General features: G+C 39.6%; 24 protein-coding genes and 1 pseudogene. 17 read left to right on the plus strand and 8 right to left on the minus strand.

Annotated features, from left to right (window positions below):
• The 10 genes and pseudogenes from XEN7305_RS28535 to XEN7305_RS03995 form a co-directional block, all read left to right on the plus strand.
• Window positions 1-162 (plus strand): annotated as a pseudogene (locus XEN7305_RS28535) (photosystem II q(b) protein); the annotation flags it as partial.
• A 158-nt stretch (window positions 163-320) separates the two neighbouring features.
• Window positions 321-590, plus strand: coding sequence for a YciI family protein (locus tag XEN7305_RS03955; RefSeq protein WP_006508052.1), 270 nt, complete (start codon window positions 321-323; stop codon window positions 588-590).
• Window positions 591-701: 111 nt separating this feature from the next.
• Window positions 702-1,061 (plus strand): ferredoxin-thioredoxin reductase catalytic domain-containing protein, encoded by a 360-nt coding sequence (locus XEN7305_RS03960; RefSeq protein ID WP_006508053.1) that lies wholly within the window; start codon window positions 702-704, stop codon window positions 1,059-1,061.
• A 293-nt stretch (window positions 1,062-1,354) separates the two neighbouring features.
• A complete protein-coding gene (pabB, locus tag XEN7305_RS03965; protein ID WP_006508054.1) occupies window positions 1,355-3,097 on the plus strand; it encodes an aminodeoxychorismate synthase component I in 1,743 nt (580 codons plus the stop codon).
• A 217-nt stretch (window positions 3,098-3,314) separates the two neighbouring features.
• On the plus strand, window positions 3,315-4,319 hold the full coding sequence (locus XEN7305_RS03970) for a thiamine phosphate synthase (protein ID WP_006508055.1): 1,005 nt from the start codon (window positions 3,315-3,317) through the stop codon (window positions 4,317-4,319).
• Between the two features lie 115 nt (window positions 4,320-4,434).
• Window positions 4,435-4,644, plus strand: a complete 210-nt coding sequence (thiS, locus tag XEN7305_RS03975; protein WP_006508056.1) for a sulfur carrier protein ThiS — start codon at window positions 4,435-4,437, stop codon at window positions 4,642-4,644.
• A 121-nt stretch (window positions 4,645-4,765) separates the two neighbouring features.
• Window positions 4,766-5,059 carry an ATP-dependent Clp protease adapter ClpS gene (clpS, locus tag XEN7305_RS03980; protein WP_006508057.1) on the plus strand — a complete coding sequence of 98 codons (294 nt, stop codon included), beginning with the start codon at window positions 4,766-4,768 and terminating at the stop codon, window positions 5,057-5,059.
• A 130-nt stretch (window positions 5,060-5,189) separates the two neighbouring features.
• Window positions 5,190-6,188, plus strand: coding sequence for a DnaJ C-terminal domain-containing protein (locus XEN7305_RS03985; RefSeq protein ID WP_006508058.1), 999 nt, complete (start codon window positions 5,190-5,192; stop codon window positions 6,186-6,188).
• Window positions 6,189-6,207: 19 nt separating this feature from the next.
• On the plus strand, window positions 6,208-6,579 hold the full coding sequence (locus XEN7305_RS03990) for a hypothetical protein (protein WP_006508059.1): 372 nt from the start codon (window positions 6,208-6,210) through the stop codon (window positions 6,577-6,579).
• Window positions 6,580-6,783: 204 nt separating this feature from the next.
• The gene (locus XEN7305_RS03995) at window positions 6,784-7,965 is read left to right on the plus strand and encodes a pentapeptide repeat-containing protein (protein ID WP_006508060.1); all 1,182 of its coding nucleotides are present in this window, start codon (window positions 6,784-6,786) and stop codon (window positions 7,963-7,965) included.
• Between the two features lie 49 nt (window positions 7,966-8,014).
• On the opposite strand, the gene XEN7305_RS04000 is transcribed toward XEN7305_RS03995, so the two are convergent.
• The 5 genes from XEN7305_RS04000 to XEN7305_RS04015 all read right to left on the minus strand — a co-directional run bounded on the left by XEN7305_RS04000 (window position 8,015) and on the right by XEN7305_RS04015 (window position 9,600).
• The gene (locus tag XEN7305_RS04000) at window positions 8,015-8,332 is read right to left on the minus strand and encodes a BrnA antitoxin family protein (RefSeq protein WP_006508061.1); all 318 of its coding nucleotides are present in this window, start codon (window positions 8,330-8,332) and stop codon (window positions 8,015-8,017) included.
• Window positions 8,313-8,606: a BrnT family toxin gene (locus XEN7305_RS04005; protein WP_006508062.1), complete on the minus strand. Its 294-nt coding sequence runs from the start codon at window positions 8,604-8,606 to the stop codon at window positions 8,313-8,315. The genes XEN7305_RS04000 and XEN7305_RS04005 overlap by 20 nt, the downstream gene beginning before the upstream one ends.
• A 101-nt stretch (window positions 8,607-8,707) precedes the next feature.
• Window positions 8,708-8,893: a hypothetical protein gene (locus tag XEN7305_RS04010; protein ID WP_006508063.1), complete on the minus strand. Its 186-nt coding sequence runs from the start codon at window positions 8,891-8,893 to the stop codon at window positions 8,708-8,710.
• A 50-nt stretch (window positions 8,894-8,943) separates the two neighbouring features.
• Complete coding sequence (locus XEN7305_RS28880) at window positions 8,944-9,105, minus strand: hypothetical protein (protein ID WP_006508064.1); 162 nt, start codon at window positions 9,103-9,105, stop codon at window positions 8,944-8,946.
• A 279-nt stretch (window positions 9,106-9,384) separates the two neighbouring features.
• On the minus strand, window positions 9,385-9,600 hold the full coding sequence (locus XEN7305_RS04015) for a hypothetical protein (RefSeq protein WP_006508065.1): 216 nt from the start codon (window positions 9,598-9,600) through the stop codon (window positions 9,385-9,387).
• A 183-nt stretch (window positions 9,601-9,783) separates the two neighbouring features.
• On the opposite strand from XEN7305_RS04015, the gene XEN7305_RS04020 reads away from it, so the two are divergent.
• The 3 genes from XEN7305_RS04020 to XEN7305_RS04030 all read left to right on the plus strand — a co-directional run bounded on the left by XEN7305_RS04020 (window position 9,784) and on the right by XEN7305_RS04030 (window position 12,765).
• Window positions 9,784-10,548, plus strand: coding sequence for a hypothetical protein (locus XEN7305_RS04020; RefSeq protein WP_006508066.1), 765 nt, complete (start codon window positions 9,784-9,786; stop codon window positions 10,546-10,548).
• 96 nt (window positions 10,549-10,644) lie between these two features.
• The gene (gatB, locus tag XEN7305_RS04025) at window positions 10,645-12,135 is read left to right on the plus strand and encodes an Asp-tRNA(Asn)/Glu-tRNA(Gln) amidotransferase subunit GatB (RefSeq protein ID WP_006508067.1); all 1,491 of its coding nucleotides are present in this window, start codon (window positions 10,645-10,647) and stop codon (window positions 12,133-12,135) included.
• Window positions 12,136-12,174: 39 nt separating this feature from the next.
• Window positions 12,175-12,765: an Npun_F5749 family FMN-dependent PPOX-type flavoprotein gene (locus XEN7305_RS04030; protein ID WP_006508068.1), complete on the plus strand. Its 591-nt coding sequence runs from the start codon at window positions 12,175-12,177 to the stop codon at window positions 12,763-12,765.
• 151 nt (window positions 12,766-12,916) lie between these two features.
• On the opposite strand, the gene XEN7305_RS04035 is transcribed toward XEN7305_RS04030, so the two are convergent.
• The gene (locus tag XEN7305_RS04035) at window positions 12,917-13,246 is read right to left on the minus strand and encodes a DUF3155 domain-containing protein (RefSeq protein ID WP_006508069.1); all 330 of its coding nucleotides are present in this window, start codon (window positions 13,244-13,246) and stop codon (window positions 12,917-12,919) included.
• Window positions 13,247-13,469: 223 nt separating this feature from the next.
• Between XEN7305_RS04035 and XEN7305_RS04040 the strand changes: the two genes are divergently transcribed.
• The 4 genes from XEN7305_RS04040 (at window position 13,470) to XEN7305_RS04055 (ending at window position 17,009) form a co-directional block, all read left to right on the plus strand.
• Window positions 13,470-14,780, plus strand: coding sequence for a sensor histidine kinase (locus XEN7305_RS04040; protein ID WP_006508070.1), 1,311 nt, complete (start codon window positions 13,470-13,472; stop codon window positions 14,778-14,780).
• Window positions 14,781-14,851: 71 nt separating this feature from the next.
• On the plus strand, window positions 14,852-15,169 hold the full coding sequence (nrtS, locus tag XEN7305_RS04045; RefSeq protein ID WP_006508071.1) for a nitrate/nitrite transporter NrtS: 318 nt from the start codon (window positions 14,852-14,854) through the stop codon (window positions 15,167-15,169).
• Window positions 15,170-15,183: 14 nt separating this feature from the next.
• Window positions 15,184-16,179 carry a glycosyltransferase gene (locus XEN7305_RS04050; protein WP_006508072.1) on the plus strand — a complete coding sequence of 332 codons (996 nt, stop codon included), beginning with the start codon at window positions 15,184-15,186 and terminating at the stop codon, window positions 16,177-16,179.
• A 29-nt stretch (window positions 16,180-16,208) separates the two neighbouring features.
• Window positions 16,209-17,009: a TIGR03943 family protein gene (locus XEN7305_RS04055; protein ID WP_006508073.1), complete on the plus strand. Its 801-nt coding sequence runs from the start codon at window positions 16,209-16,211 to the stop codon at window positions 17,007-17,009.
• 2 nt (window positions 17,010-17,011) lie between these two features.
• Here the strand turns inward: XEN7305_RS04055 and XEN7305_RS04060 are convergent, their stop codons facing one another.
• Together XEN7305_RS04060 and XEN7305_RS04065 are read right to left on the minus strand one after the other, a co-directional pair.
• On the minus strand, window positions 17,012-17,317 hold the full coding sequence (locus XEN7305_RS04060; protein ID WP_006508074.1) for a Txe/YoeB family addiction module toxin: 306 nt from the start codon (window positions 17,315-17,317) through the stop codon (window positions 17,012-17,014).
• Window positions 17,298-17,594 carry a type II toxin-antitoxin system Phd/YefM family antitoxin gene (locus XEN7305_RS04065; RefSeq protein WP_006508075.1) on the minus strand — a complete coding sequence of 99 codons (297 nt, stop codon included), beginning with the start codon at window positions 17,592-17,594 and terminating at the stop codon, window positions 17,298-17,300. The genes XEN7305_RS04060 and XEN7305_RS04065 overlap by 20 nt, the downstream gene beginning before the upstream one ends.
• Window positions 17,595-17,824: the final 230 nt, after the last annotated feature.

The following is a 17,824-nucleotide window of genomic DNA, read 5'->3' on the forward strand; positions in this document are numbered from 1 at the left end:
GATTCTCAAGGTCGTGTGGTTGGAACTTGGGCTGATATCTTAAACAGAGCTAACCTAGGTTTCGAAGTAATGCACGAACGTAATGCGCATAACTTCCCCTTAGATTTGGCTTCTGGCGAATCTGCTCCTGTTGCTTTAACTGCTCCTGCTATCAATGGTTAATTCCTTGATTGCTTAGCAATTTAGCAATGAAGTTTAAATAAATAAAAAAACGTCTCTCTTAATTGGGGGGCGTTTTTTTATGGCCTTTTTTTCAAATTCAGTAATCATAATATCCTAGACTGAAGAAATATTAATGCCGAAAATTGAAGATTAAGAGAATGCCTAAATTTATTATGTGGGGCAGTTATTGTGAAGATGCCCTATCAAAACGAACTCCCTATCGCCAAGATCATTTGGATGGTCTTGCCAGTCAAAAACAACAAGGCATTTTAATGACATTAGGCCCGACAAAGGATAATAGTAAAGTCTTTGGTATTTATGAGGCTGCTACAGAAAAAGAAGTTCAAGACCTTGTGGAATCTGATCCCTATTGGAAAAATGGTATTTGGACAGAATATGAAATAAAAGAATGGATTCAGGCTTTTTAATAATAAAACTCTTTTATTAAGTCCAAGATATCCTTGACAAAGTCAGTCTACAACGTATTTTCCGATACAATAAACTAACATGATTTCCTTTGTGTGAATATTTAAATCATTATGACGACAAATACTCAAGATCAAGATAAAACATTAACGGCAATGAAAAACTTTGCCGAGCAATATGCCAAAAGGACTGACACCTACTTCTGTGTAGATCCTTCTGTCACGGCGGTAGTCATTGAAGGACTAGCCCGACATAAAGATGAATTGGGCGCACCGTTATGTCCTTGTCGTCACTATGAAGATAAAGAGGCAGAAGTGAAAAACGCTTTTTGGAATTGTCCTTGTGTACCAATGCGTGAGCGACATGACTGCCATTGCATGCTATTTATCACTCCTGATAACGAGTTTGCAGGAGAAGAGCAGGACATTGAAATGGAAGTTCTTCAAGAAGTTCGGGAAAGTATGAAATCTTAAAAAAGCTCTGATAGGTTGTGAGGAATTAGGGCAATAGGGAATTAGGGAGAATATTTGCCTAGTACTTCTCGTTTAAATATTAGATTTAAAAACTTAACAAGTTGGAATTTGGGGTTTTAGGGATTTGCAGTGCAACCCAGGTGATTTTTAATCGCCTAGGTAACGCGAGAATGGTAGCTAAATTTCACTAGTTCCCTAAATCCCTACATCCCTAAGCGAGAAGTAAGGATAAAATTGTTTCTTTAAGATGATCTTTGTAACAATGAGTTAAAAGGCAAGAATCAAGATCCTCTATGAATCAGATTGTTATCCACGATGCTAATCGCAAACAATGGCTAAAGTTTTCCCAACCTTCTCAGGTGATTCAAGCCAATTGTCTTGCTGAAGTATTGTCCCGATGGCAATTGGTGAATGAACTGGTTCAAAAGCATAAATTTTATGCAGTGGGTTTTATTAGTTATGAGGCTGCTGCCGCTTTCGATTCTTCTTTAGTGACACACCACAAAATTGCTTTTCCTTTGCTATGGTTCGGGCTATACAGCCGACCAGAAGCTATTGATTTACCAGAAGGTGCTGCCGATTTTACTCTTGATTGGCAATCTAAGATTAGTGAAGGATTCTATCATCGCGCGATCGCAAAGATCAAAGACTATATTGCCCAGGGCGACAGTTATCAGGTTAATTACACGATCAAGTTACTTGCTGAGTTTGCCGGTTCACCTTGGGAATATTTTCTGCAGTTGGTCAAAGCACAACAAGCAGATTATGCAGCCTATCTAGATCTAGAAGACTGGGCAATTTGTTCAGCTTCTCCTGAATTATTTTTCAGTTGCGATCGCGATTTGGTGACAACTCGCCCGATGAAAGGAACAGTGGCGAGAGGCTACAGTTGCGATCGCGATTTAGCGTTGGCTCAATGGTTGCATACTTCAGAAAAGAATCGGGCAGAAAATGTGATGATCGTGGATATGATTCGCAACGATCTAGCCAAGATAGCCCAACTCAATAGCATTAAAGTTACTAATTTATTCCAAGTAGAAAAATATCCGACTTTATGGCAAATGACTTCAACTGTTACTGCCAAAACTAAAGCGCCTATCACAGATATTATGTCGGCAATGTTTCCTTGTGCTTCTATTACGGGAGCTCCTAAATCTCGCACCATGGAAATTATCCGTGAACTAGAAACTCAACCTCGAAATATTTATACAGGAACAATTGGCTTTATTACTCCTAATAATCAGGCTCAGTTTAATGTAGCAATTCGCACTGTAGCAATTAATAAAAAAACGAACCATGCTGAATATGGAGTGGGTGGTGGCATTGTGTGGGATTCTATTAGTCATCAGGAATATCAAGAATGTCAGATAAAATCACAGGTTTTAACCAGAAAATATCCAAGTTTTGACCTATTAGAAACAATTCTCTGGACAGCTCATGAAGGATATTTTTTGCTCAATTATCATTTGCAAAGATTAGAAAATTCTGCTAGTTATTTTAACTTTGAACTAGATTTACCCGCGATCGATAAAAAATTACAATTATTGGCAAATTCTCTGGCTGACAAGCCCCATAAGGTTAGATTAATAGTAACAAAAAAAGGTCAGATTAAATGCGAAGCAATTCCATTATCTTTGAGCAAGTTATCATTATCTCAACCTGTGAAGTTATGCCTAGCCGATGCAGCGATAGATATTCACAATCCCTTCGTATATCATAAAACAACTAACAGAAAAGTTTATAACAATACTTTAAAATTGTATCCAGATTATGATGATGTAATTCTCTGGAATGAAAGACAAGAAATCACAGAAACCTGCATCGCAAATATTGTAGTTAAAATTAATGGTCAATTATTAACTCCTCCTGTAGAGTCTGGTCTATTAGCAGGAACCTTTCGTGCTCACTTATTAGCAGATAAGAAAATAACCGAAGCAGTAATTAGAAAACAAGATTTACTGCAATGTGAAAATATTTATGTAATTAACTCTGTAAGAAAATGGCAAACTGTAAATCTTAAAAAGGATGAAGGATAAGGGATGAGGGACCTTAAAAGGGATGAGGGATGAGGGATGAGGGATGAGGAAAAAGAAATAGTGATTTTATTTGCACTAACTCATATTAAAGCCACCTATTAAAACCGTGAATTCTCTATTCAAGCTGGAAGATGAATAAAGAAATTTATAATTTTAGGGCGTCATGACTAAGGGTTTGTTAACCTCAATAGGATGGAGATAATTAAAGCAAATTTATATGCAACAAGCTGTATATCGGATATTAGATGCTAATTTAGATCGAGCGCGGGAAGGGCTCCGAATTATTGAGGAATGGTGTCGTTTTGGCTTAAATAACACCGATCTTACAGAAGAATGCAAGAAAATACGTCAGGAATTGGCGCAACTCCATACAGCAGAAATTCGCCAGGCCAGAAATACCCCCGAAGATGTGGGAACAGATTTATCTCATCCTCAAGAGGAAACGAGAATCAGTATTGAAGCTTTACTGCAAGCAAATATCTGTAGGGTTCAAGAGGCTTTGCGAGTATTAGAAGAATATGGCAAATTGTATCAAACCCAGATGGGAGTGATTTGTAAACAGATCCGCTACCGTGTTTACGCCATAGAAAGTTATCTCTTAAATCAGAGTCACCTGCAATTGCTCGAAGACTCTCATCTATATTTGGTCACTTCTCCTACAGAGGATTTGTTGGACGCGGTGGAGGCAGCTCTGCAAGGTGGTTTAACTCTGGTTCAATATCGTGACAAAGAAATTGACGATAATATCCGTTTAGCCAAGGCAGAACAGTTATGCCAATTATGTCATCAATATGGTGCTTTATTTATTGTTAACGATCGCGTTGATATTGCCCAAGCTGTAGACGCTGATGGAGTTCATTTGGGGCAACAAGATATTCCTATTGAACTAGCCAGAGAAGTTCTGGGCTTTCAGAAAATTATCGGTCGCTCTACGACTAATCCTGATGAAATGGCAGCCGCGATCGCCCAAGGAGCAGATTACATCGGAGTCGGGCCCGTTTATGCCACTCCTACCAAACCTGATAAAAAGCCTGCGGGCTTAGAATATCTAAAATATGCAGCGGCCAATTGTCCGATTCCCTGGTATGCGATCGGCGGGATTGATGTTTCCAATTTACATGAAGTTTTAAGCACTGGGGCAACAAGAGTTGCTGTAGTTCGCGCTATCATGCAAGCGGATAATCCTCGCTCAGTTGTCCGCCATTTTATAGCTCAATTATGATTGTGAAGGCAGAGGGCAGCGGTGAGACCCCGCGCCGCCGTCAGGCGCAAGGGAACGCTCACCAAGAGAGAGGGCAGAGGGCAGAAAAGAATTAATGTTAAATACTATATGTTAAATGAATAATATTACTTTAAAAGTTAATGGTGAATCGCATACCTGTGATGCGCCGATCACCTTGCCAGAACTATTGATACAAATTAACCTTAATCCTCGTTTAGTTGCAGTCGAATATAACGGAGAAATCTTGCATCGTCAATTTTGGACAGAAACTCAATTGCAAAATAGCGATCGCCTAGAGATTGTCACTATAGTTGGTGGTGGCTAAGTTTTCACCTCGAAATGCATGGTCTAACAATGTAACAATACAGATAAATTTCCAGTAAAATTATCTTTTGAGACTTTGCTTGAAGTTCAAAACCACAGAAAACTTAGAGGAGTAAATAATAATGTCCCTTGGCACGTCCACCATCAAAAAAGAATCAACTTCCACCGTTCGCAAACATCCTCCACGCTATAAGGTCTTGCTGCATAATGACGATTTCAACTCCATGGAACATGTGGTACAGACTCTAATGACCACAGTGGGAGGAATGACCCAACCTCAAGCCGTAAGTATCATGATGGAAGCCCACACAAATGGCATGGCCTTGGTCATTACTTGCGCCCTCGAACATGCAGAGTTTTATTGTGAGACATTACGTAGCCATGGTCTAAGTAGCACTATCGAACCAGACGATTAAATTAATACAGTTGTGGATGCCGAACTCGTTTCCAGACGTTAATTGAGCAGCAAACGCGCTAAACTTTAGGACAGAGGTTTCCATGCCCTGACAAAAACTAAGTTTAAGCTCTTGAGGAGATAGTTTATCGATGCCTTCTACTAACTTCAAAGATTACTACAACATTCTCGGTGTCAGTAGAAGTTCTAGTGGTGATGACATCAAGAAAAAATTTCGTAAGTTAGCGCTCAAATATCACCCCGATCGCAATCCTGGAGACAAGAAGGCAGAGGCCCGATTTAAGGAAATTACCGAAGCTTACGAAGTTCTGGGAGATGCAGAGAAGCGGCAAAAATATGACCAATTCGGCAAATATTGGCAACAAGCAGGCAGTTCCGCCTCTGGTGCTAGAGGTGTGAATTTTGATGGTGTTGATTTTAGCCAATATGGCAATTTTGAAGAATTTATTAATGAGCTTTTAGGTCGAATTTCTACTCCGGGGAATACCAGAAGTAGCAGAAGTTCCTATAATACTCGCAGCTACAATACCGGTGCTGGAGCAGGTAATCCTTTTGGTGATTTTGGTGGTGGGTTTGGCAATCAAAACACCGCACCCGTAGACCGCGAAGCTGTCCTGTCTCTAACTTTTTCAGAAGCTTTTCGAGGGGTGACCAAGCGTCTTAATTTGGGAAATGAGTCGGTAGAGGTGCGGATTCCCCCAGGCGCCAAGCCAGGAAGTAAAATTCGGGTTAAGGGCAAGGGAAGACTCGATCCGTATAGTAAGCGGCAAGGGGATCTATATCTCAAAGTTGATTTACAATCCCATTTTTTCTTCCATTTTGAGGGTGATAATTTGACTTGCGAAGTTCCTATAACTCCTGATGAGGCTGTTTTGGGGGCTACTATTGATGTGCCAACTCCTGATGGGATGGTGCAAATGAAAGTTCCCCCCGGAATTCGTCATGGGCAAACTTTAAGGCTCAGGGGAAAGGGTTGGTCTTTGCCTAAAGGTGGTAGAGGGGATCAGTTGGTGAAGGTCGCGATCGCGATTCCTAAAAATTTGACTGCTAAGGAAAAGGAATTTTACGAGAAAATCCGTGCTCAACGCAAGGAAGATCCTCGGAGTCATTTACAGAAAACTCGGCTTTAGTGAGGAGAAGGAGAAATCTATGCCTGAGCTTGAAGAATCTGCTCTAAGAGCTAGAAACAATTTGTTGGCTATGTTTTTGGTGCATATTGTCTTGGATGCTATTCTCGTCGCTGTTGCTAAGGACTTATGGGCTATTGGTCGAATTTTGATAACAATTGTAATTATGTATTTTGTGCTCCAAGGGCGCAAATGGGCGAAATGGACTCTATTAGGGATTTTGAGTTTTCTGATTGTTGCTCTTGTGGCGTTGGTTATTGCTCTATATTCTAAGCTTTCTACTTTTCTGATCTTTGGAAGCTTGGTTTTGGTAGTTCTGAGTGCGGTTATTGTGATTTATCTCGTTCGTAGCAAGAATTTGAATCGTTATTTTTCTGAGTACAAACTTTACTAGTTCTGAATAGGGACTTAGGGATTTGGGGATTTGGGGATTTGGGGATCTAGGGAAAAGCCTATTACTTCGTTGTTCAACTTGGGAAATTTAATCAAAAGGAAAATTCGTCGAACTGACGTTCCATTAAGTTAAATTTCTACTGGAGTCAACAAGCTATTTTCTTAATTTACACTGAATTTATAATCTTCCATTCTCAGGATATACATGGTGACGGGCGATCGCGATATCAATATGGATCAGGGCAATTATAATGAGCGAGTTGAGAGAAACGTTATCCATGCTCAACAAGTAAATGTTATAGAGAATAATTATGTTCCTGAAAAGCCAGATATCACTGGTGAGAAGTCATCTATTGGTAAAAGATTGGTTTTTGCGATCGCAGGAAGTATTGATGAAGTCGATCAATCCAAGTTAAAAGTTATTGCTGCGCTCTTACAGGATATTTCTGGAGATACTTCGATAAAAATAATTGACGCGGAAGAAGGTAGTATCAAACTGATTCTTGATGGTTCTCCAGAAGGTCTTAAAAGGCTGAAGGAGCTATTTGAATCAGGTGAGCTAACCGAAATAGACGGAGTTCCTGTAGAGTATGTTCATTTTTTAGATACAGAGATTGCAAATAATGATGCAAATATAGAGGCCGAGCGAAAATCTCGTTTAGTTAAAGAAATTAGAACAAAATATATACCTCATCGAAACCTGAGAGGTGCCAACCTGAGAGGTGCCGACCTGAGTAGTGCCAACCTGATTAATGCCGACCTGAGAAGTGCCCACCTGAGCAGTGCCCACCTGAGTTTTGCCAACCTGAGTAGTGCCAACCTGATTCTTGCCAATCTTAATAATGCCTACCTGATTCGTGCCTACCTGATTGGTGCCAACCTGAGTAATGCCGACCTGAGTGATGCCGAACTGAGTAGTGCCGACCTGAGTAATGCCGACCTGAGTGATGCCGACCTGAGTAATGCCAAGTTGAAAAATACAAAAATTAATGAAAAGACAAAACTTGATGATAAATGGCTTAAAGTTTGGGAAATTGTTAATCGAGGTGGTCAAGATCAAGACCTGAGTAATATTGATCTGAGTAGTTGTTATCTAAGAAATGCTGATTTAAGTGGTGCTAGATTAGTTAAAACTAACTTGAATTCTAGCCAGTTAAATAATGCAAACTTAAGTGGGGCCAATCTAATCGGTGCAAACTTAAATAATGCTCAATTATTAAAAGCTAACTTAACTGATGCAGATTTAAGTGGAGCTCATGTTGAAAATACTCGCTTTGGTTATAACGCAGGTATTTCAGGAGCTTTGAAGCGAGATCTTATCGCACGAGGAGCAATTTTTGAGGATTCTCCAGGCGATCGCGCAGAAGTTTTAACTCCCGTCTCATAGTTCAGGGCGATCACTCTTATTGTAAATCTCCAAAATCACGCAATTAGGTTCATGACTGCTGAGAGCTTTCATTATTGTTGATTTGATGAATCATATAAGTTCTCAAAACATCATTAATTAAAGTTTGATAACCGCGAATTTCTGGATTATTTTTTGCTGTTTCGCGAAACCATTTAAGAGTCTCAGCATCAACTCGTATTGATATAGCTTCTGTTGCTGAATTTCTTTTAACCAATTTGGCGTTTTGAAAAAAGCCTTCATCCAATGGTGGAATGTCAGAATAATCAATATCTTCGTCAGACATCTCTACCAATTTTTTTTCTCTTTCTTCCAAAGACATATCAGGACTAAATTGATTGTTGCTCATATGCTCTCCTTTCTCGTTTGTTCGCTCTTCTGGCTGAAATGAGCCTGGTCTTTTTATCTCTATTAGTATGAACAACTACGACAATAATTACTTTTTGCTGAGTTGTTAATGGCAACTGTCCGATGGAAATTTCTCTAATTTCTCCATAGCTAAAGCGGTCATCTTCATAAGTTAGAAGATAAGGGTCTTTAAAAACTCGCTTTGCTTGTTGAAAGTCAACACCGTGTTTAGTGATATTACTTTGATTTTTCTTTTCATCCCATTCAAACTCCATAAGTCAAATATACGAATTTGTATATACAAAAGCAAGAGACTATTTGGAGGCTAAATTCAAAAAAGGCGATCGCGCTTATTGTGTGGAAATAATATCTTAGTTTACACTGATTCCATTTCCAAAGCTTTTTGCAAAGTTTGTCTAACAAATTCTTGCCAATTTTCTTTCTGTTTAATCTTGGCAATTAGAGAAGGTGGAACGTGCACATTCATTTGGGCTGTACAAGACTCTTCTCTTTCCGTTGTGAAAGGCTTAAGGTTTTCTAGTTTTGGGTTCTTGTTTGCCATAGCGTTTTAGATCTTAATTTTCTTTATTATTCACTGTCAAATAATGATATCTAAGCTTCTACTTTAATTTGACCTTTCTTAATTTGGTCAAGAACAGTTTCAATATAATTACTCATAGAGCGGTTTTTCTTTTTTGCTTCGCGAGCAACCCATTCTTTGAGATCGTTGTCTAGATAAAGCGAGATTCTAGTTTTGTCTGTTGTCAAAATCATCTTCCTAACTCTTATCTAGCATTATCCTTAATCACATTCAAACTTAGGTAGCATTGTTTATCTTTGTTTTGAACTATAGTAATGCTACTATGGATAAAATAAGAGGTGATTTTGTCGATCAACGCTTATTATTTTTGGCGTTGCTGATTTAAAACATGAAAGAATTTTTGACTAATCTTCTTTGCTTCTTTCTTTGCGTCTTTGCGCCTTTGCGCGAAACGAATTCATATCTGGATTCAGCAACGCCTTATTTTTATTTATTACTTTCGCGCAGCAGCACTAGCTTACGTCCTCAGTGTTCAATTCATTCAAATACTTATCAATAGCATCTCTAATCACATCTGGAATGCTACATTTCTGTTCCTCTGCCAGTGCCTTAAGTTGATTCTTCATTTTAGGATGCATCAAAACCTTAACCTGTTCCGATAGCGGTTCATCTCGACCGTAATAGAATTTGTATTTAGTTCCAAAATCGGGATTACCACGTTTCGACATTTTAAAGCACTTATCTTATTGGTTTTGCCCTTATCACTTGGAGTTATATGAAGAAATATTAAATGAGCTGTAACAGAAAGGTACTTCGCTGTTATCGTGATAATTAAGACTTTTTAGCGATCGCACCTAATTCCTGGCAGAATTTGTCTTTGCGATCGCCGCACACTAAATCACGGCAAAACCATGACTAATATAAATTCAAATATAAACCAAAAACTCTTCCTCAGACAACCTTCGCAACAAATCCTCAGATCGGGACAAAAAGTTTATCTCTATGGCGACACCAGATTTGCCGGAACCTTAATTCATCCCGTAGAGCGAACCCATCCCCCTCGATGGACAGTAGAATTGGAGCGAGGTGGTTATGATTCTGCTACTATCCAAGACATTACACCTCTTAATCCCATATTTCTCGAACCAGATGCGAATATTCCCTTCAGCGACGAACCAGAAATCACAGCAGTCAATAACCAACAGATTACCTTCAACTCACAACTAGAAGCAGAAAATAACAAACTTCGAGAACAAATTCAAAAACTCGAACAAGAAAACAAACAACTCAATAAAGAACTAAGCAAAACTAAAGATATCATCCGTCGTGCCAAAGATATCTCTCCCCTCAAAAGAATTAGCTTACGTCGTGTGAGCAGATTAGCGCATGATGCTTGTATGGACGTACAAAAAGTTGCGGGGGGCTGGATGCTGAAAATGGGGAAATTAGCTCGCAAATTCCGCCGTTTAGTAGATATTTGGGAAATCCTATCCCAAGATGATTGGAGCTTGAGCGATGTTATGGCAGAAGACAAACTAACTCCCCTAGATCAAATTAAACTACCCTGTCGCAAAAAAGTGCCTAATCATTTTGCCAAAATGCCCAAACAGCCATTCCCGATCACTCGCGAAGACATGTTAGTCCAGCGCGAACTATTATCCTTGCGATATTCTTAGTAGACATGTGCGTAAATACAACCCCAAAAATTAACTCGCTTTGAAAGTTTTTGTATAGAATGAGAAAGCTATACAAATCAACATTCAACCCAGATTATGACAACTGCTGCGCCAGCAAAAACAGAATACGAAGCTGTGATTGGGCTCGAAACCCATTGTCAACTCAACACCGAAACGAAAATCTTCAGTAGCGAATCCACCAAATTTGATCCTGATAACCCCAATACGAATGTCTCTCCGATTTGTCTCGGCTATCCTGGAGTGCTGCCTGTCCTCAACGAAAAAGTCCTTGAATATGCAGTCAAAGCTTGTTTAGCTATCAATTGTCAGGTTGCCCCCTATAGTAAATTTGATCGCAAACAATATTTTTATCCAGATTTACCCAAAAATTATCAAATCTCTCAGTTCGATCTGCCCATTGGAGAACATGGCTGGATCGAAATTGAAATTGCCGAGAACCCCAAAGCCGAACCAATTCGCAAAAAAATCGGCATCACTCGTTTACATATGGAAGAAGATGCCGGGAAACTTAATCATGGGGGTAGCGATCGCCTTGATGGTTCAACCTATTCTCTCGTGGATTTTAACCGTGCAGGCATCCCTCTAGTCGAGATTGTTTCCGAGCCAGATCTGCGAACAGGCAAAGAAGCAGCTGAATATGCTCAAGAATTGCGGCGGATTATGCTTTACTTGGGAATTAGTGATGGCAAGATGCAAGAAGGCTCTTTGCGTTGTGATGTCAATATTTCCGTCCGTCCTGTAGGTCAAAAAGAATTTGGCACAAAAGTCGAGATCAAGAATATGAACTCCTTTAGTGCGATTCAAAAAGCGATCGATTATGAAATCGAAAGACAAGTCGAAGCGATCGCCAATGATGAGCCAATCTACCAAGAAACCCGCCTCTGGGATGAGGGAAGCCAACGCACCAAAAGTATGCGCCTAAAAGAAGGGTCTAGTGATTATCGCTATTTCCCCGAACCCGATTTACCGCCGATTGAAGTTTCTCCTGAACAATTAGAAACTTGGAAAGCCGAATTACCAGAACTTCCGATCGCCAAACGTCATCGTTATCAGGCTGATTATGGTTTGTCTGCCTACGACATCAGAATCTTAACTGACGATCGCGCCCTAGCCGAATATTTTGAAGCTGCGATCTCAACTGGGGTGGATGGGAAACAAGTTGCCAATTGGTTAATTGGCGATATTGCGGCCTATCTCAAGAACAATAACCTCAAAATTGACGAAATAGCCTTAAAACCAGAAATTCTTGCTGAACTGGTTGGTTTAATTTCTAAAGGAACAATTAGCGGCAAAATTGCGAAAGACATCTTACCTGAATTACTCACCAAAGGTGGTTCAGCCAAAGAATTAGTAGAGAAGAAAGGTTTGATTCAAATTTCTGACACCGGGGAAATTGAAAAAATTATTGATGAAGTTTTAGCGGCCCATCCCGATGAATTAGAAAAATTCCGCAATGGCAAAACTAAACTTAGAGGATTCTTTGTCGGACAAGTAATGAAAAAATCTGGAGGCAAAGCTGATCCTAAGTTGACTAATCAGCTCCTAGGCAAGAAATTGCAAGGCTGAAACAGTTATCAGTTATCAGTTATCAGTTATCAGTTTTAGATGGTTTATAAACTGCCAGAATGGCGATCGCATTTGGCTGGGGCACTGCATCGCAGTCGAGCCAAACCTCATAGTCGCTACTTCCAATTAGCCACTGTTAGCCCCGAAGGACTGCCGAAAAATCGCACAGTAGTTTTTCGGGGATTTCTCCAATCCAGCAATCAAATCCAAATTATTACCGACTCTCGCAGCGATAAAGTCTCTCAAATCGCCCAGCAACCTGCAGGGGAAATCTGCTGGTATTTTTCCAAAACCAGGGAGCAATTTCGCTTTTCGGGAAATCTACTTTTAATTGATTATCAAAACAATAACTCAGAGCTCATCGATGCGCGCCAAGCCGCTTGGCAAAAAATTTCTGATAATGCGCGATCGCAATTTGCCTGGCCAAAACCAGGTACAACGAGAACAGACAATTTGAATCTCTTCGCTCCTGAAATACCTTCAGATCAAGAGCCTCTTAGTACTTTCTGTTTGCTATTGTTTACTCCCCACCAAGTAGACCATCTGCAATTGCGAGGGGAACCACAAAATCGCTGTCTGTACCATTTGCAATCTAATGGGGATTGGACAATAGAACATATCAATCCATAAACGCCAAGACCCACCCCGTTACTAAATGAGTCATGCCAGACAAAGCGCTAGCAATCTTCTCTTTAGAACAACAAAGTGGGTGAGATCGGAGAAGAGTGGAAAACGTCCCCGACCCTGTTATACTTATCTCGTGTTGATAATTACTGAACTTTCAAAACCCGCTGTTGGCAGTTGCAACAGTTTTCTTGTCGGCCTTGTCTGCGATCTCTAGAGACTGTAGACTGGGGAAAAGGAAATGATTTTCTTCAACATACTGTGCCCCAAACAGACCTTTTTCCGCCCAAAAATAACGGTCCGTCGTGTGCTCGTTCCTTCTAACTATCAAAAGCGCAGGGGGGACGATTCCAGTGGAAGCTATATGCTTGCGGGCTGCGGTTACGGGTTTATCTTCGCCACTTTCGATATTATAATAAGGGACTAGTTCTAATATCTTGCGTCCTTCTTGGCGACGGCGACTCTTGCGTTTGCGTTTTCTTGCCAACCCAGTGACCTCCTATTTATGTTTAATAATTACTGTAATCTTAGTTACAAAACCTGCGTAGATTGTAGCGTAATTGTCAAATAAAATCAAGCACTTGGGGTTAGTAATTACTAACGAATATCTAACTTAGAGCGCATTTGAATTCTGATAATTAGAACTGATTGCAAGCTACTCTCTGTTTATAGCAATCACAAAAAAATTAATTAAGTATTTCTGTTGAATAATGTCCCATTCCTATGCTGTTGCAAGTGCAGAATTTACAACCTTGTGCGAATCTCAAATAAGGTTGTTAACCCAATCATTGGGAGCTATTTGGAGTGTTGTCTATTTGACGGAGGAACAAATAGACAGTCCAGAAACGAATTTACTGCCTTTTTTCGTTTATCCTCAGAATAAGCTTAATTTACCACAACAGCTTCCAGGCCAGGATTTCCCCGCGATTTGGCGGCAAGTGACCTCGCTAAATAATAATGCTTCTATCTTGCTACCGGAGTTGGCAATAGCAGACAATCATGAATCCTCACAATTGGCAGAGATCAATTTGGCAACGAAAAAATTGATCGTTCCTTTGATCTATGAGGACGTGGCTCTAGGTCTTTTGGTAACTAGAAGAGAAGATCGCAATTGGACAAAAATAGAGTTGCAACAAGTAGAGGACATTGCCCAATCTTTGGCGATCGCAAGATTCTTGGAGCGTCAATCGCAATGGTATCGAGAACAGCTAAGCAAACAGGAAAATCTCTTTAATTGGGAACAAGATCGTACCGATGATCTGTTGCATCAATTGCGCAATCCTCTCACAGCGCTGCGAACCTTTAGCAAATTATTGTTAAAGCGTTTTGTGTCCAATTCCCGCGAACATTCTATTGCCGACAGTATTCTTAGAGAGAGCGATCATTTGGCAAATTTATTACAACAATTTGAAGCCGAACTAGAACAAGAAACAGCGGAAACCCTTCCTTTAACCTTAAGCACGACCTCAGTCCGACTAGCAGAAGAGCAAGCAAACACTCAAACCAATTTTTTGTTGCCAGGAAAAAATGACTTAGATATTGTGAGTTTGCCAAATATTCTGAACCCCTTGCTAATTTCGGCTAAAGCGATCGCAAAAGCCAAAAAAATTGAACTAGCTTCAAAGATTCCCGACAGTTTGCCCCAAGTTTATGGAGAGGCTAAAGCATTAACCGAAATATTCAATAATTTAATTGATAATGCCATTAAATATACTCCCTCCTCAGGCCAAGTAAATATAGCAATAGCGATTAAAAGCGAGTTATTGGGGGTTTTGATTAGTGATACTGGTTATGGCATTCCCCTACAAGATCAAGAGCATATTTTCGAACGGCATTATCGAGGAGTTCAAGCCGAAGGAGAGATTCCTGGTACTGGCCTAGGTCTGGCGATCGCGAAAAAATTAGTCATGCAAATGCAGGGCAAGATTGAGCTTATTAGCCCCAACAATCTCTCAAAAGATCCTCAGCTTCCCGGTACAACTTTTATCGTCTGGCTGAAGACAGTGAAGAGTAAGCATTAATCATTAATCATTGTTACTTGGCTATTTGTCATCAAAAATATTAAGATTTGTTAAAAAGCCTGGATAATATAATGAAAATCTTAAAAGAGTATAGTTCTGCCTTAATGAATCCTAAACTGGCATCGACGGGGGTGAAAGTGGCGATCGTTGTCGGCTCGGTTTTATTTACTATTAATCATGGGAATGCTGTGGTCAAAGGACAAATGACTCGCGATCGCTGGTTGTCGGGTTTGTTGACTTATATAGTTCCCTATATGGTGAATATTCATGGTCAGTTTATTAGCAAGTCCAAAAAATTGAAAATTGAAGATTACTTGCCCGAACAGAAGGGACAATTAAACATTGCCGCCTTTCAAAAAGATTCTGCTTTACATGTTAATAAACAATAACTATTAAAATCACTATGAGAAAAATATACTTTTTGCTTCCTGGAACAAAAGGTAAATTTGGTGGTGGGGGACTTTGGGCTGAGTTAAAAACGATTAACTTAGCAAGTCAAATCTGTAAGACCGAAATCGTTACCTATCGCCAAAAAGAAAGTGATTATATTTTTCTCACAGATCTTTTGCAACAAGATAATTTACAGGACTTTATTTTTGTGGTTAGTTGGGGATTTGATGTTCCTCAACTTATCGGTAAATTACGCGATTATAATATTATTTATCACGCTCATAGTGCAGGCTATGGGTTTGATTTACCAGCAAATATTCCGGTTATTACCGTTAGTCGTAACTCGATGGGTTACTGGGGCCAGAGATCTCCTAATAGTTTAATTTTTTATTTACCTAATCAAATTGGTCAAGAATTTTATAATCAACAAATCTCTAGAGATATTGATGTTTTAGTGCAAACCCGTAAGTTGTCTCAATATGTCCGAGAAAAATTAATCCCTACCTTACAATCTTATTGTCATGTCAAAATCATTGATGGCTATGTAGAAGATTTGGCAGGCTTATTTAATCGCAGCAAAATCTATCTTTATGACTCGGCAGAATATTGGGGGGTAAGCGGCGTTACAGAAGGTTTTGGCTTACCGCCATTGGAAGCATTAGCATGTGGATGTCAAATATTTTCTAGTGTTAATCACGGCTTGGCTGATTATCTAGATCCTGGCTTTAATTGCCATAAGATTGGCTGTTATTCTCTAGAATATGACTTGCTGAGAATCCTACAAGTTATTAAGTCGGACAATTTGCAACCAGTTCCTGCTGCGTTTTTTGAGCAGTACCAGGAAAATAACTTATTACCAAGATTAGAAGTTATATTACAAGAAATCAATCAGTTTTTTGATTTTAAGTTGCAGCATAAATCTCCCATTCCAAGTTTAACTAACTGGCGAATTCGTCAATTATGGGTACAAAGATATCTAGGGAAAATTAGGAATAAATTGAAAATTTAATTTTACTATTGGCTTTGGTTTCAAATGATATGAGAAAAAAATCATTTTCCAGAAGACGTAATCCCTTTTATCAGCTCATTCCCTGGCTGGGAATTCTTGCTATGCTAACTTGGGCAATTTTGCTGCTTAAATATGCAATAACTGGGCAATACAAGTTACTAATTCATCCTAATTATTTTCTCTTGATGTTAGCAAGTAGCATTTGTTTATTGTTGCTTGTTTTCTTTCGAGGTTTGTCACTGATAAATTCTCCAAAAAATCCCTCAGAGAAAAATGACCATATCACTTTATTTCCTCCTGGTTTCGGAAGCATTCTATTATTGACAGTTGCGATCGCAGGCTTGATAATTCCTCCCAATGTTTTAACCAGCGCAACTGCTCTCCAAAGGGGCGTTACCGAGACTTTACCCGCTACCCATGCTCAACCCCAAGCCTTTATCACTAACACTAAACCAGAAGAGCGATCGCTTATCGATTGGGTAAGAACCCTAAATGCCTATCCTGAACCCGATGCCTATCAAGGACTGCCAGCTAATATTACTGGATTTGTAGTCGAGCTCCCAGAACTCCCTGATAACTATTTTCTGTTATCTCGTTTTATTATTACTTGTTGCGCCATAGATGCTTCGCCGATTGGGATTCCTGTTCAATTAGATGCTATTCAAGAAAGATATCCTCCCGACACCTGGTTGGAAGTTACAGGAAAGATGAAAACTGCTACGGTTGCGATTCGAGATCGCACTGATCAGATTAGGGAAAGACGTCAGTTAGTTGTTGCGGCGACTTCTATTAAGACAATTCCGACACCTCCTGATCCCTATGCATATTAGACTTATTGATAATGATAACGACAGGTTAATAAATCTATTTGCTTTTCACTAACACGATAGATTAATCGGTGTTCGAGGTCGATTCTTCGCGACCAGGTGTCAGAATCCAGATATTTTAAAGGTTCTGGTTTACCAATTCCTTGAAATGGCTCGATTGTAATAGCTGTAATCAGATCTAAAATTTTGCCAGCTTTTTTTTTATCTTGTCGAAACCACCAAGCTAAATCCTCCTTAAACTGAGTACTAAAACCAAGACCACGTTGAATTATGACTATTTCTAGTTTTTGCTCACGCTTTTTCTTGCTCAATGCCTAATTCCTCGCATAATTCTTCTAGGCTTTGGGGCTGGATATTGCCAGTTTTGGAGTCAGATAAAGCCGCAAATAACCGAGATGAATTAGTTGGAGAACGCAATAGATGAACTGTTTCTACAAGATTTCTTAATTCTGATTCGGCAATTAAAGCCACATTCTCATTTTCTCGACAATTAATAATTACAACTTCTTGATCTTCCACTACTTTTTTGAGTAACTGGAAAAAATTCTTTCTCGCGTTGGTTGGAGTTTCTGTATTAGTGGATAACATAATCTAATGTACGTAACTATGTACATTATGACATAACAATAAAGATACAAATGACTATCTCTAGTTTTTGTTCCTTATTTAAAGCGAAGGCAGAAGTAGATTCATCCTTCTGCCCTCTCTCTTGGTGAGCGTTCCCTTGCGCCACCTACCCCTAACCCCTTCCTACAGGAAGGGGAACAATATAGTCTCTCCTTTCAGGAGAGATTTAGAGAGGTTCGGCGCGGGGTCTC

It is taken from the genome of Xenococcus sp. PCC 7305 (assembly GCF_000332055.1).
GTDB lineage: Bacteria > Cyanobacteriota > Cyanobacteriia > Cyanobacteriales > Xenococcaceae > Xenococcus.

Excerpts from the sequence above, each read along its gene's own strand:
- nrtS (WP_006508071.1), top strand. The coding sequence starts at position 14,852 with ATGAAAATCTTAAAAGAGTATAGTTCTGCCTTAATGAATCCTAAACTG.
- clpS (WP_006508057.1), top strand. The coding sequence starts at position 4,766 with ATGTCCCTTGGCACGTCCACCATCAAAAAAGAATCAACTTCCACCGTT.
- pabB (WP_006508054.1), top strand. The coding sequence starts at position 1,355 with ATGAATCAGATTGTTATCCACGATGCTAATCGCAAACAATGGCTAAAG.
- XEN7305_RS04015 (WP_006508065.1), bottom strand. The coding sequence starts at position 9,600 with ATGTCGAAACGTGGTAATCCCGATTTTGGAACTAAATACAAATTCTAT.
- XEN7305_RS03960 (WP_006508053.1), top strand. The coding sequence starts at position 702 with ATGACGACAAATACTCAAGATCAAGATAAAACATTAACGGCAATGAAA.
- XEN7305_RS04065 (WP_006508075.1), bottom strand. The coding sequence starts at position 17,594 with ATGTTATCCACTAATACAGAAACTCCAACCAACGCGAGAAAGAATTTT.
- XEN7305_RS04010 (WP_006508063.1), bottom strand. The coding sequence starts at position 8,893 with ATGGCAAACAAGAACCCAAAACTAGAAAACCTTAAGCCTTTCACAACG.
- XEN7305_RS28880 (WP_006508064.1), bottom strand. The coding sequence starts at position 9,105 with ATGATTTTGACAACAGACAAAACTAGAATCTCGCTTTATCTAGACAAC.
- XEN7305_RS04000 (WP_006508061.1), bottom strand. The coding sequence starts at position 8,332 with ATGAGCAACAATCAATTTAGTCCTGATATGTCTTTGGAAGAAAGAGAA.
- XEN7305_RS03995 (WP_006508060.1), top strand. The coding sequence starts at position 6,784 with ATGGTGACGGGCGATCGCGATATCAATATGGATCAGGGCAATTATAAT.
- gatB (WP_006508067.1), top strand. The coding sequence starts at position 10,645 with ATGACAACTGCTGCGCCAGCAAAAACAGAATACGAAGCTGTGATTGGG.
- XEN7305_RS04050 (WP_006508072.1), top strand. The coding sequence starts at position 15,184 with ATGAGAAAAATATACTTTTTGCTTCCTGGAACAAAAGGTAAATTTGGT.
- XEN7305_RS04055 (WP_006508073.1), top strand. The coding sequence starts at position 16,209 with ATGAGAAAAAAATCATTTTCCAGAAGACGTAATCCCTTTTATCAGCTC.
- XEN7305_RS03970 (WP_006508055.1), top strand. The coding sequence starts at position 3,315 with ATGCAACAAGCTGTATATCGGATATTAGATGCTAATTTAGATCGAGCG.
- XEN7305_RS04005 (WP_006508062.1), bottom strand. The coding sequence starts at position 8,606 with ATGGAGTTTGAATGGGATGAAAAGAAAAATCAAAGTAATATCACTAAA.
- XEN7305_RS04040 (WP_006508070.1), top strand. The coding sequence starts at position 13,470 with ATGTCCCATTCCTATGCTGTTGCAAGTGCAGAATTTACAACCTTGTGC.
- XEN7305_RS03985 (WP_006508058.1), top strand. The coding sequence starts at position 5,190 with ATGCCTTCTACTAACTTCAAAGATTACTACAACATTCTCGGTGTCAGT.
- XEN7305_RS04030 (WP_006508068.1), top strand. The coding sequence starts at position 12,175 with ATGGTTTATAAACTGCCAGAATGGCGATCGCATTTGGCTGGGGCACTG.
- thiS (WP_006508056.1), top strand. The coding sequence starts at position 4,435 with ATGAATAATATTACTTTAAAAGTTAATGGTGAATCGCATACCTGTGAT.
- XEN7305_RS03955 (WP_006508052.1), top strand. The coding sequence starts at position 321 with ATGCCTAAATTTATTATGTGGGGCAGTTATTGTGAAGATGCCCTATCA.
- XEN7305_RS03990 (WP_006508059.1), top strand. The coding sequence starts at position 6,208 with ATGCCTGAGCTTGAAGAATCTGCTCTAAGAGCTAGAAACAATTTGTTG.
- XEN7305_RS04020 (WP_006508066.1), top strand. The coding sequence starts at position 9,784 with ATGACTAATATAAATTCAAATATAAACCAAAAACTCTTCCTCAGACAA.